10 protein-coding genes are annotated in these 12464 nt (G+C 61.4%); 2 read left to right on the forward strand and 8 right to left on the reverse strand.

Annotated elements, in window-relative coordinates:
* Positions 1–436: 436 nt before the first annotated feature.
* The gene (locus tag CRD59_RS03030; RefSeq protein ID WP_236632687.1) at positions 437–2257 is read left to right on the forward strand and encodes an ABC transporter ATP-binding protein; all 1821 of its coding nucleotides are present in this window, start codon (positions 437–439) and stop codon (positions 2255–2257) included.
* Positions 2254–4275, forward strand: coding sequence for an ABC transporter ATP-binding protein (locus CRD59_RS03035; RefSeq protein ID WP_113853130.1), 2022 nt, complete (start codon positions 2254–2256; stop codon positions 4273–4275). Before CRD59_RS03030 ends, CRD59_RS03035 begins: the two co-directional genes overlap by 4 nt.
* 256 nt (positions 4276–4531) lie before the next feature.
* On the opposite strand, the gene CRD59_RS03040 is transcribed toward CRD59_RS03035, so the two are convergent.
* From CRD59_RS03040 to CRD59_RS03075, 8 genes are all read right to left on the reverse strand, one after another.
* Positions 4532–5230 (reverse strand): ABC-2 transporter permease, encoded by a 699-nt coding sequence (locus CRD59_RS03040; RefSeq protein WP_113853131.1) that lies wholly within the window; start codon positions 5228–5230, stop codon positions 4532–4534.
* On the reverse strand, positions 5227–6237 hold the full coding sequence (locus tag CRD59_RS03045; RefSeq protein WP_113853132.1) for an ABC transporter ATP-binding protein: 1011 nt from the start codon (positions 6235–6237) through the stop codon (positions 5227–5229). The genes CRD59_RS03040 and CRD59_RS03045 overlap by 4 nt, the downstream gene beginning before the upstream one ends.
* A 29-nt stretch (positions 6238–6266) precedes the next feature.
* Positions 6267–6656 (reverse strand): GntR family transcriptional regulator, encoded by a 390-nt coding sequence (locus tag CRD59_RS03050; protein WP_113853133.1) that lies wholly within the window; start codon positions 6654–6656, stop codon positions 6267–6269.
* A gap of 173 nt (positions 6657–6829) precedes the next feature.
* Positions 6830–7528, reverse strand: coding sequence for an HAD family hydrolase (locus CRD59_RS03055; protein ID WP_269088368.1), 699 nt, complete (start codon positions 7526–7528; stop codon positions 6830–6832).
* 53 nt (positions 7529–7581) lie between these two features.
* Positions 7582–9297 (reverse strand): DNA repair protein RecN, encoded by a 1716-nt coding sequence (gene recN, locus CRD59_RS03060; protein WP_113853134.1) that lies wholly within the window; start codon positions 9295–9297, stop codon positions 7582–7584.
* Positions 9297–10205 (reverse strand): NAD kinase, encoded by a 909-nt coding sequence (locus CRD59_RS03065; protein ID WP_113853135.1) that lies wholly within the window; start codon positions 10203–10205, stop codon positions 9297–9299. The genes recN and CRD59_RS03065 overlap by 1 nt, the downstream gene beginning before the upstream one ends.
* Before the next feature lie 53 nt (positions 10206–10258).
* The gene (gene clpX / locus CRD59_RS03070; protein ID WP_113853136.1) at positions 10259–11614 is read right to left on the reverse strand and encodes an ATP-dependent Clp protease ATP-binding subunit ClpX; all 1356 of its coding nucleotides are present in this window, start codon (positions 11612–11614) and stop codon (positions 10259–10261) included.
* Between the two features lie 177 nt (positions 11615–11791).
* Entirely contained in the window at positions 11792–12463 is a 672-nt protein-coding gene (locus CRD59_RS03075) for an ATP-dependent Clp protease proteolytic subunit (protein WP_113853137.1), read from the reverse strand.
* Between the last annotated feature and the right edge of the window lies 1 nt (position 12464).

The raw sequence follows: 12464 nt of genomic DNA on the forward strand, positions 1-12464 counted from the left end.
TGCCGCCTTGGGAAATAGGCAGCCTGCGTCATTGCGTGCCACCTCAAGGACCGGTAAGCGCCCGGTCCTGGAGGGCTTTCAGCCTCCAGCGGAGTCCCCGACCTTGGATACGTCCACCCTGCCAGGCATCCGTCAGCGTCACCCACCCGCCAGCCCATACGTTCCCGCCGTACCCCAGGCCCTATCCAACATCGGCACCGAACTATGACTGGGCACCGTCCTGTCTGCTGGGCCCATATACTTTAGATATACGTATGTGAATCGCTGCCTGGCGGAGATCCGCGAGTACATCGCAGCGGCCGTTCCCCTACCCGCATGAAGGCCCGCGGCGGCCAACTGCACCCGGTTCGGCATACTGCTTTGGACCGATCCAGACGGATGGCCCCGCTTACAGCGATCGATGGCAAGCCCAAGCGGGACAGAAAGAGGAGGGGTTGTGAACGAAGCCACACAGGGCGGAACCAAGACCGTCATCCGTCAGGAACGGCCCAAGCATTTGGTGCGCACCCTGTTGAGGTCCTTGCGAGAGTATAGGAAAGCCAGCTGGCTGGCACCCGGATATGTGTTCGTCGAAAGCGTCCTCGAAATCGTGATACCCACGATCATGGCCGGGCTGATCGACCACGGTGTCTCGGGTCGTTCCATGCCGAACATCACCAAGTTCGGACTGATCCTGGTGGCCTGCTCAGCGCTCTCGCTGTTCTGCGGCTTCATGTCCGGCAAATACGCGGCGATCGCCTCCTCCGGTTTCGCCAAGAACCTGAGGCACGACCTGTTCGACAAGGTGCAGTCCTTTTCGTTCACCAACATCGATCGCTTTTCCACCGGTTCCATCATCACCAGGCTCACCACTGACGTGACCAACCTCCAGTACGCCTACCAGATGGTGATCCGCGTTGGGGTGCGCGCGCCCATCATGGTCATCGTGGCCTGGCTCTTCTCCTTCCGTATATCGCCCTCCATTTCCATGATTTTCCTGGCCGCCATCCCGATTCTGGGGGTCGGGCTGATCGGACTGTCGGTCTGGGTCCACCCCATCTTCGAGCGGATCTTCCACACATACGACCACCTCAACGGTGTGGTCGAGGAGAACCTGCAAGGCATCCGCGTCGTCAAGTCCTACAACAGGGAGGACCACGAGGAAGGCAAGTTCGGCCGCATCTCCATGGCCATCTACCGGGGCTTCATGCGCGCCGAACACATCATGTCATTCACGGTGCCCCTGCTGAACTTCTGCATTTACGCCGCCCTGGTCCTCATCTCCTGGCTGGGCGCCCGGCAGATCGTCGCCTCGGGCAACAACGCCGCCATGGGACTCACGACCGGCGACCTGACCGCCCTGGTCACATACACCATGCAGATCCTGATGGCTATGAACATGGTGGCCATGATCGTAGTGATGGTCATCATCTCGCAGGCCTCGGCCGAGCGCATCTGCCAGGTGCTGGTCGAACGCTCCACGGTGGTGGACCCGGTCCATCCCTTGGACGAAGTGCCCGATGGTTCGATCGAGTTCGACCATGTGGGCTTCCGCTACTCAGACACATCCGAACGGCCTGTCCTGGACGACATCGACCTCGCGATTCCCTCCGGCCAGACCATCGGCATCGTAGGGGGCACCGGTTCCGCCAAGTCCAGTCTTGTCCAACTCATCCCCCGTCTTTACGACGTGACCGAGGGGTCGCTCAAGGTGGGCGGCCACGATGTGCGCGAATACGATCTGGAAGTCCTGCGCGACCAGGTGGCCATGGTCCTTCAGAAAAACGTCCTGTTCTCCGGCACCATCGCCGAGAATCTGCGTTGGGGAAATCCGGAAGCCACGGATGAGCAGCTTCGCCACGCATGCCGGCTGGCACAGGCCGACGGTTTCATCCAGGAGTTACCGGATAAGTACGACACCATGCTCGATGAAGGAGGCTCCAACCTTTCTGGCGGCCAACGCCAGCGCCTGTGCATCGCCCGCGCCCTGCTCAAGTCTCCGAGGATCCTGATCCTGGACGACTCGACCTCCGCCGTGGACACCAAGACCGACCAGTTGATCCGCACGGCTTTCCGGGATGAGATCCCCGACACCACGAAGATCATCATCGCACAGCGGGTCGCCTCCGTTGAGGAGTCCGACCTAATCATCGTGATGGAGGAGGGGCGGATCATCGACCGGGGAACCCATACCGAGCTGCTCGCAAGCTGCCCCGAATACCGATCCATCTACGAATCACAGACCCGCCAGCCGGGCCAGGAGGAGGAGAAGGCATGAGCCAGCCAGCCAACAGCGACCAACGTCCAGGCCGTCCGGCCATGCAGAAAGCCGCGCCTGGCACCACCAAGCGCATCTTCTCCTATATACTGCACTACCAATGGCAGGTGGCGGTCATCGTCGTATGCATCCTCGCCTCAGCTGCGGCCCAGGCCGCTTCGGCACTCTTCCTGCAGACCCTCATCGACCACTACATCCTGCCCCTCGTCGGTGCCCCGAACCCGGACTGGGGGCCTTTGATCCGCATCCTGACGCTGATGGCCTGCCTGTACGCGGTCGGGACCTTCTCCTCCTGGCTCTGGTCCTGGCTGATCATCAAGGTGGAGCAGGGCACGCTCAAGAACATCCGCGACGAGATGTTCGCCCACCAGCAGCACCTGCCCATCGGCTACTTCGATTCCCACGGACACGGCGATACCATGAGCCGCTACACCAACGACACCGACACCCTGCGCCAGGCCATCTCCCAGTCCTTCCCGCAGATGTTCTCATCGGCCGTCGCGGCCCTTGCCGCCCTGGTCTCCATGTTCTGGCTCTCAATCCCCTTCACACTCTTCACCCTGGCCTTCACGGCCCTGCTCATCCTGGTGGTCCGCCGGATCGTGACCCATTCCGGCCTCTACTTCGTCAAGCAGCAGCAGGCGATAGGCCAGGTCAACGCCTTTGTTGAGGAGGCCGTCAATGGGCAGAAGGTCATCAAGGTCTTCAACCATGAGGAGGTCACGGCCGAACAGTTCCGCTCCCGTAACGAGGAGCTTTTCGAAGCCGCGGCCGAGGCCAACACCTATGGCAACATCACCATGCCCGTGGTGGGTAACATGGGCTATTTGCTCTATGTGATTCTTGCCATCCTCGGCGGACTTGCCGGCGTCATGGGCTGGGGCAACGTCGGACTGTCCGGCAGCGGCCCCCTGACCCTGGGCACGATCATATCCCTGCTCACCCTGTCACGCTCCTTCGTTAACCCTATCGGCCAGGTGTCCATGCAGTTCAACATGGTCATGATGGCCCTGGCAGGTGCCTCCCGCATCTTCGCGCTGATGGATGAACCGGTGGAAACGGACGGTGGCAGTGTCCGTTTGGTCTCGGTCGAGCTTGGATCCGACGGACACACCATGAGCGAGGTGGACCATGAGACCGGCCACTGGGCCTGGAAGCGAGCCGAGGACGACGACGGCACACGCTCCATGGCGGCCGCCGCCAAACTTGAAGGTGACGCACGGAAAGTGGCCGAAAAGGCCAGAGAGGTGGCAGTCACATCCCCCGACGGACGATACACCCTGCTCAAGGGAGACGTGCGTTTCACCGATGTCACCTTCGGATACGATCCGGCCGAACCCGTCCTGCACGACATCACCTGGTTCGCCAAGCCCGGGCAGAAGATGGCCCTGGTAGGCGCGACCGGCGCCGGTAAGACCACGATCACCAACCTGATCAACCGTTTCTATGACATCCAGGAAGGACAAATCCTCTACGACGGCATTGATGTCAAGAACATCCGCAAACCCGACCTGCGCCGCTCCCTGGGTATCGTCCTGCAGGATGTGAACCTCTTCACCGGCACGGTGTTAGACAACATCCGTTACGGCCGCCTGGACGCCACGGACGAGGAATGCATGGAGGCCGCCAAACTGACCAACGCCGACTCCTTCATCCGCATGTTGCCCGACGGCTACCGGACAGTGCTGGAAGGCGATGGCTCCGGTCTGTCCCAGGGCCAACGGCAACTGATCTCCATCGCCCGCGCCGCGGTCGCCGACCCGCCGGCCATGATCCTGGACGAGGCGACCTCCTCAATAGATACCCGCACCGAGGAAGTGGTCCAACAGGGTATGGACAACCTGATGAAGGGCCGCACCACCTTCGTGATCGCCCACCGCCTGTCCACGGTGCGCAACGCCGATGTGATCATGGTCCTGGACCACGGCCGCATCATCGAGCGCGGCAACCACGACCAGCTGATCGCCGAAAAGGGAGAATACTACCAGCTCTACACCGGAGCCCTCGAACTGGAGTAACCACCCACGCACGCGTGCTGATTGCACGCGCGGCCCGCCGGGAATGTTCCCGACGGGCCGCGCGCTATGCGATTCGTGCGAATGCTCTGATGAGGTGCCCTGCCGGGCTAAGCCGGCCGACAGACGAATATCCGCCTTGACCACAGTGAGACGAATCAGGCTTGGAAATCTGCCCCCCCCCCCACCTGCCGAACGTCTGCGCCCAACAGCCTGCAGACCAAGACCCGGAGGTCCAACGGAGTTCATAAGCGCCGTTTCAGAGTTCTTTGCTCCCATACATGCGGTCGGAAGCCAGTATAGACAGCGCCACGCAGGCGACGGCGATGGGAACTGCCAACAATACCGTCCGCACTGCGGATGCTGACAGGAAAGCCGTTATCGTGCTCAGCATATGCATCCAATCCACAGGAAGCCTGGAGAGCAATAGGTACAAGACGGCGATACCTACAATCGCGATCGCCATGCCTTTCATCATGGTCATGGTGCTGTACCGGTAGAAGAAAGGCATGGCGATCAGGACCAGCAGCGACACGACCAGCAGTAGCAATCCGTCGAACTGCCACAACCTAGGAGGCACCGGAGAGCCTATCATTTTCAGCACGGGAACCGCCAAGGCCAGCCCCACAGCATCAGCGAGTATGGTGCATCCCGCCATGATATAGCGTCCCACCACCTGCTGCATGCGGGAGATCGGAATCATTCCATCGATACGGCTGTCGCCGTATTGCTCGGTCAGCATGAACGGCCAGACGCAGTAGATGATGGTCAGAGGAGAGAGGCCGCCGCATATGCCACCGAGGATACCGGAAGCGGTTTCCTCGGTTTTGTCGCCGATCAGCCCCATGACCAGGGCCATGAGTGGAGCCAGGTAGACCAGCAACAGATTGCCCCTGAAACGCCCATAGGACATCATTCGCGCATTGTCAAGTCTGACTTGCGAAACCACTCCGTTCATGCTTCCACCTCCGTATCATAATCGGCGGCCGCTGTGACGACTCCCGTGTTGCCCTGGGGGGCCTTGCTCCGTCTGGCCGTCAGCCGCAAAATGTCATCGAATCCAGGGCGCTCCTGGCTGTATCGGTCCGGGTCGGCGAGGGCAGTGGTCGGCCCGTCCTGTCCGGCGGCGAGGAAAGCCCCTACATGCTCAACGGCCACCAGGGCATCGAAACCGGTGGAGAATTCACGCAGCCCGAGAGCCAAAGAGCGTTGCGCCTGGCTTACATCGCCCGGCGCTCCGTGGAGCAGGACGAAGGCGTCCTCGAATTCATCGCGTGGGCCCGTGTAGTAGAGTGAACCGTCATTGATGTAGGTGATGAAGTCTGCGGAGCGTTCCAAGTCTGTGGTTATATGGGTGGAGAACAGCACCGAGTGCCGCCCGTCCGCGATATAATCGGCCAGAAGATTCATCAGTTCATCGCGGGCCAGCACATCCAGCCCCGATGTAGGTTCATCCAGGACCAGCAGCCGGGCATCGTGGCTCAAAGCCACAGCTAGCATCAACTTCATCTGCATTCCCCGGGAGAGTTCCTTGACCTTCTTAGCCGGGTCGAGTCCGAACCGTTGCAGGTAGTCCAGGAAAACCGTCTGGCTCCAATTGGGATAGAGAGGCGCCATGGCCTTGCCGCACCTGTCCACTGTCCACAGGTTGATGAAATAGGAAGTATCGAACACCACGCCCAGCTGGGTCTTGACCGCTTCCTCCTGAAGAAGGTTGTCCATGCCCAGTATCTTGATCGAACCCTGGTCGCGCTTGACCATATTGAGAAGCAGACGGATCAGGGTGGACTTCCCCGCCCCGTTGGGACCAATCAGGCCCATGATATAACCCATGGGCAGGTCGAAGGTCACCCCGTCCAGGCTGAACGTTCGCCCCTGTGATCCGCCCTTGTCCGACGGATAGTGCTTGCCTACGTCGTTGACCCTCAGGGCGTACTGGATACCGCCCCCGCTGTTGTCATTCATGCTTGCTCCTTGCGTGTGGGACCCACCGCTCAGCCGGTGGCGGTCGGATTCGCACCCGCCGCCTGGTCGAGCATGTCATGCAGGGCATCCATGCCGACATCCGCCTGCATGGCTGCGTTCACCGCTCGATCCAGATTGGTTCGCACCTGCTCAAGCAGCTGCTCGTGCATGCGTTCGCTCCCCTGGCTCATCACGAACGTACCCTTGCCCTGGATGTTCTCCAGAAGCCCTTCCTGGGCAAGTTCGTTGTAAGCGCGGGTGACGGTCAGCACGGATATGCGCAGCTCCTTGGCTAGGCTCCTCAGGGAAGGCAGGGCCTGCCCTGCAACGAGCTCACCGGACAGGACCGCGTCGCGAATCTGTTGCTCTATCTGCTGATAGATGGGTTGACCGGAGATGGATGAGATGATCAGTTTCATCCGAACCCCTTTCTTGACTGTTGTGGCAGTCCGTTCGTCACCGGGCGAACCAGGCCAGGCCGGCGAACTGTATATCTGTCATACAGAACTATATAACAGTGCGAGTGACTGTGCAAGTCGGAACCATAACAGTTCACTTACAACCACATCTTGCCCGGCGGTTGTCACGCGGTTCAGAGCACTGCGGGCGCCTGCGCGAAATCGCGGATCGCGCCATCGGCCTGCTCGGCGATGCGTTCCCAGTCGCTCGCGGAGGAATCATCATACATGGCCCAGACCTTCATGCCTGCCCGGCGCGCCGAGCCGACCGCCACCAGCAGATCTTCGAATACCGTGCACCGTCGAGGCTCAACACCCAGCATGCGTGCAGCGTGCAGATAGACAGCCGGCTCCCCTTTGCCCACACTGTCGGCATCATCCACACTGCACACATGGTCGAAGCACTCCGTCATGCCGGCATGCTCCAAGGCCACCTTGCGCAGTCGGGGCGGCAGGCTCGTGGCCACAGCGAGTCGGGCACCACTGGCCCGCAATGCTTCAAGATAGTCCAAGGCATGAGGCTTCGGCTTCACCACCGTCGCATACAGGAGCTGAGCATCGTCGTCCCACTCGTCCACCAGGTCGCCGGGCTCCTCGTCCAGACCGAATCGCTCGATCGTATAACGGGCGATGGCAGCGGTCTGCATAGAGGAAACGGTGTGCGCATAGTCGGCCGGCATCTCGATCCGCCGTCGGTCGAAGAATCGCCGGTCTATCTCCGTCCACACCCCCATCGAATCCAACAGTGTCCCATCCAGGTCGAAGATCGCCCCCTTACCGGCGTTCACACCGCCTGCTGCAGGCTTCTTGGCCGCGTGACCTTTGTAAGACACACACCACTCCCTTCGAAAAACCGACACCGGCACCCACTGGCGCTCCAAGAGCACTACAGACGACTCGCATCCAGGAGTTCACGGGCATGCCGCAGCGAAGTCTCGGATTCACTGCCCGCCAGCATGCGGGCGATCTCCCGTTCGCGCCCCTCACCTGCGACCTCGGACACACTGGTGGTTGTCGACCCGCTGCCGCTCTCCTTGGCTACCACGAACTGGCGGTCGGCCCAGGAGGCCACCTGAGCCAGGTGGGTGACGACGATGACCTGGGCGCTATGAGCCAGACGGGCCAGACGTTTGCCAAGCTCCACCGCAGCCTTGCCACCCACACCCGCATCGACTTCGTCAAAGATGAAGGTGGCCCGCTCTGCCTCTGCACCTGATTGGCTACCAATGCCCCGGCCTTCGGCGGCGACCAGTTCCATGGCCAGCATGAGCCTGCTCAGCTCACCACCCGACGCACTCGACCCCATGGGCAGCTGAGGCGACCCCGGGAATGGTGTGAAGAGGAATGCCACATCGTCCAGGCCGTGGGCATCGAGACCGCCATCTTCGCGCTCGCGCACACGTACCTCCAGTCCGGCGCCACCCATGGCCAGGGCCCCGAGTTCATCGCCGACCCTCCGGCCCAGAGCCTTCCCGGCCGCCTTGCGTTTCTTTGAAAGCGCCTGCGCCGCTTCAAAGGCCGCTGCTTTTGCGCTTTCACACTCCTTTTGCAAGGCCTCGACCTTCTCAGGTGAAGCGTCCATGTCCTCCAGTTGGAATGCCGCCTTCTCCTTCCAGGCAATCACATCCTCTATCGAGGGGCCCCAGCGCCCCTTCAGCTCATCCAGTTCATGGATGCGGGCGTTCAATTTGTCCAGATCACCGTCTTTACCCTCGCCATCCAATTGCCGGCTCAGGGTGAAGACCACATCTGCCAGATCTGCGCTCATCGCCTTGAGACGGGCCACGCTTTCGTCGAAAAGCCCGTCCACACCGGATGAGTTCAAGGCCTGGATGGCCTGGTCGATCAATCCGGCCGCACTTGGCGCCTCAGCCTCCAGATCCAGCTGCGAAGAGTCCAGGGCTGCCAGGGCGCCGGTCACCCCTTCCAAAATCTGTGCGGCATGCTCGATACGGTCCCTCTGCTCCTTGAGCCGGGCATCCTCACCCGGCTGAGGGTCCGCGCGCTCGATGCGGGCGATTGACTCCCGCAGATAATCGGCCTGCTGGATGGCTTCATTCTGTTGGTCCTGAAGCTTTGCAAGCTTCGTCTCCAAGGCTTGCAAACGCTCCCACGCCTGCCTGTAGGACCCACGCTCCTCCTGATCCGCCGCATAGGTATCCAGAAAATCGCGCTGCCGGGCCGGGGAGGCCATCCGCATCTGATCGGACTGCCCGTGAATGGTGACCAGTCGCCCGCTCAGATCAGCAAGGAGGGAGCGCGGCACTGTCCTTCCGTTCGCCAGGGAGCGGGACCGACCATTGGCCGGGACGGATCTAGCCAGGTAGAGTAGTCCGTCCTCCGGCTGCAGTCCTGCCTCTTCCAAGGCAGGCAGCAGATGGGAATCAGCGGACAGGCCAAAGACGCCTTGCGCCCAAGCGGCATCCTGACCCGGTGCCACCCGGGTCGTCTGCGCTTGGGCGCCCGATATGAGGCCTATCGCATTCAATAGCATCGACTTGCCGGCGCCTGTCTCTCCGGTGATGGCGGTCATCCCGGGGGCCGGTTCCAAAATGGCATGACGGATGGGTCCCAGGTCGCGTACTTCAAGTTCCTCCAGCATCAGGGCCGCTCCTTCCTAGCCGGTACTGCGCTTGCGCGACCTTGCTCGCGCCAGCCGACGACAGGCAGGTCGAACTTGCTCACCAAACGTTCGGTGAACGACACACCTGAAAGACGTGCCAAACGCAGCACATCGGACGACTGCCTCACCCGCACCCTGGACCCCCGGGGAACAAGCAGCTGCCGCCTTCCATCACAGCAGATCCAACCGTCGGAAGGCGAGTCGGCCAGCAGGTCGATCGAGAATTCGGAACGTGGGCCAATGATCAGCGGACGCGCGAACAGGGCGTGGGCAGCTATCGGTATCATTTGCAAGGATTGGGCATCCGGCCATACTACAGGACCACCGACCGAGAAGGCATAGGCCGTCGATCCGGTAGGCGTGGCCACAATCTCACCATCGCAGCCGTAGGAGGACATCTCCACGTTGTCCACCCGTACACTGACTTCAATCATCTTGCCCCGGTCGTTGCGTTCCAGGGTCATGTCGTTCAGGGCCCGGTCCTGCAAGGGTTCATCGGCGCCTGGCAACCACAGGTCGACATGCTCGACCATCCGCTCGTCCAAAGAGTAATCATGGTCGGCCACCCGACGCATGGCCTCGCCTATCTGGAAGCTCTCGAATTCCGCCAGGAATCCGACGTGCCCCAGGTTGACGCCCAGCACCGGCACCCCGGAAGCCTTGACAAGCTCGGCGGCGCGCAGGATGGTGCCGTCACCCCCCAGGACGATGACGATCTCGGTATCATCCTCCACCACTTGGTAGGGTTCGCCGAAGGCCGGCGCCTCACTGTTGTCGACAATCGAGACGCTGAAACCCGCCTTGCCCAGCTGTCCCAGGGCCTCAGCCACAATGGGGCTGGAACGCACCCGTTGGTGGGTCACCACCACGGCCTTCCGCCTGCCCATGAATCCTCCTTTCGACCGTACGCTCGCCAATGGTCCACATGATTCCCGACCGCTCAGGCTGCCCTGCGCCCTCCGGACACTTCCATATCCTCCAACGGCAGGAAGCGCGGGGGCCGACGTCCCTGGACGGCATCGACATCCACCAGCACGCATGCCACATCGTCACGCTCCGGAATCTCAAACATCGTCCCCTCCAGGATGCGCTCGATGATCGCGCGCAGACCCCTCGCCCCCACACCGGCCTCACTGGCGCTGGCGGCGATGGCATCCAATGCCCCGTCGGTGAAGGTCAACTCCACACCGTCGTCCATGAACATACGCTGGTACTGCCTGACCACAGCGTTGTCAGGTTCGGTCAGCACACGCCGTAGCTGCGCCGTGTCCAACTGCTCAAGGGTGGAGATGACCGGCAGACGACCGACGAATTCAGGCAGAAGACCAAACGTCTCCAGGTCATCCGCGTTCACCCGTCGCAGCATCTCCTCACGAGTCACCTCGCTGTCCCGGGAGGAAGCGGCGAAACCGGACTCATGTAAGCCTAATCGGCGTTGGACTATGTCCTCCAGCCCCACGAATGCCCCACCGCAGATGAACAGCACGCCGTGCGTATCCAGTTGCACAGTCTCGCGCTCCCGGTGCTTGCGCAATCCGTCAAGCGGCACCGAAGCCACTGTTCCCTCGATGATTTTCAGAAGCGCCTGCTGGACCCCCTCGCCTGAAACGTCCCTGGTGATGGAGGTGCTCTGCCCTGATTTGCGGGCGATCTTGTCTATCTCGTCGATGTAGATGATACCCTGCTGCGCGGCATCCACATCCCCGTCAGCAGCCTGAATCAGCCGTTGCAGAACGGTCTCCACGTCATCGCCGACATAGCCGGCTTCCGTCAGGGTCGTAGCGTCGGTGATGACGAAAGGTACATGCAGCATCCTCGCCAAGGACCGTGCCAGGTAGGTCTTGCCCACACCGGTGGGCCCGAGCAGGAGGATGTTGGACTTGTCGATCTCAACCTGATCGAGGTCGACTCCGTCATCCGCTCCGATCTCGGCCATGGCGTCCTCATCCTGCTGCCCATGCCGCCCTAGGCTCATGCTCGCCAATGACCGTTCCCGCTCCATCCTTACGCGCTTGTAATGGTTGTACACCGCGACCGCGAGCGTACGTTTGGCGGCGTCCTGCCCCACCACATATCGATTCAGGTAGTCGAAAATGCGGCTGGGAACAGGCGGGGCGAGCTCTTCCCTCCCATGCTCGCGGGACCTATCCTCTGAAAGCATCTGGACGCACAGGGCCACGCACTCGTCGCAGATGGCGGAAGAGGGCCCCTTGATCAGCTTACTGACCTGCTGCTCGCTCTTACCGCAGAAATCGCAACGGGAAATCCCCTCGTTGTAGTTGACGACGCGCCCCATCGGCATCCTTCCTCTGAACCGGCACACCCATCTTACGCGACGGTCACCTCGCCCGGCCAGCCACCAGGAGAATGTGGTCGAAGGTCGATAAGGGAAATGATGCCCGTGACGACGAAGCCTTCGGGCCGGGGATGCATCACCCCGGTCCGAAGGCCACCGCCGTGATCAGTACGTCCTTTACTTACGGCTCTCCAGGACCTCGTCGACCATTCCGTACTCCTTGGCCTCCTTGGCCGTGAGAATCGTGTCCACCTCTATGTCCTTGCGGATCTTCTCCACATCCTGCCCGGTGTGCTTGGCCAGTGTGTTCTCCAGCCACTCACGCATGCGGAGCATCTCCTTCGCCTGGATTTCAATCTCCGTGGCTTTACCGAAGTCCTGCTGCATGGCCGGCTGATGAATCAGCACCCGGGCGTTCGGCAGAATCAACCGCTTGCCCTTCGTGCCAGCAGCCAACAGCACCGCCGCAGCGGAAGCGGCTTGGCCCAGGCAGACGGTCTGCACATCCGGCTTGATGTACTGCATGGTGTCGTAAATGGCGGTCATGGCCGTCATCGAACCGCCCGGCGAGTTCACGTAGATAATAACGTCGCGGTTGGGATCCTGGCTCTCCAGGACCAGCAGCTGTGCCATGATGTCATCGGCCGAGGTGTCATCCACCTGCACACCCATGAAGATGATCCGATCGTCGAACAGCCTGGTGTAAGGATCCTGCCTCTTGAAGCCGTAGGGTGTCTTCTCCTCGAACTGGGGGAGCACATAACGGCTCTGCGGGCTCATCGCCGCCATGCCAGCCGGACCCGCCAGGCGTTGGGCCCGGGCTACGAATTGTGCTTCTTCAGATGCCATG

This window comes from Bifidobacterium xylocopae, assembly GCF_003315615.1.
Taxonomy (GTDB): domain Bacteria; phylum Actinomycetota; class Actinomycetes; order Actinomycetales; family Bifidobacteriaceae; genus Bombiscardovia; species Bombiscardovia xylocopae.

Coding starts and splice junctions, on each gene's coding strand:
- CRD59_RS03075 (WP_113853137.1), bottom strand. CDS start 12,463: ATGGCATCTGAAGAAGCACAATTCGTAGCCCGGGCCCAACGCCTGGCG.
- CRD59_RS03035 (WP_113853130.1), top strand. CDS start 2,254: ATGAGCCAGCCAGCCAACAGCGACCAACGTCCAGGCCGTCCGGCCATG.
- clpX (WP_113853136.1), bottom strand. CDS start 11,614: ATGGGGCGCGTCGTCAACTACAACGAGGGGATTTCCCGTTGCGATTTC.
- CRD59_RS03050 (WP_113853133.1), bottom strand. CDS start 6,656: ATGAAACTGATCATCTCATCCATCTCCGGTCAACCCATCTATCAGCAG.
- CRD59_RS03065 (WP_113853135.1), bottom strand. CDS start 10,205: ATGGGCAGGCGGAAGGCCGTGGTGGTGACCCACCAACGGGTGCGTTCC.
- CRD59_RS03045 (WP_113853132.1), bottom strand. CDS start 6,237: ATGAATGACAACAGCGGGGGCGGTATCCAGTACGCCCTGAGGGTCAAC.
- recN (WP_113853134.1), bottom strand. CDS start 9,297: ATGCTGGAGGAACTTGAAGTACGCGACCTGGGACCCATCCGTCATGCC.
- CRD59_RS03040 (WP_113853131.1), bottom strand. CDS start 5,230: ATGAACGGAGTGGTTTCGCAAGTCAGACTTGACAATGCGCGAATGATG.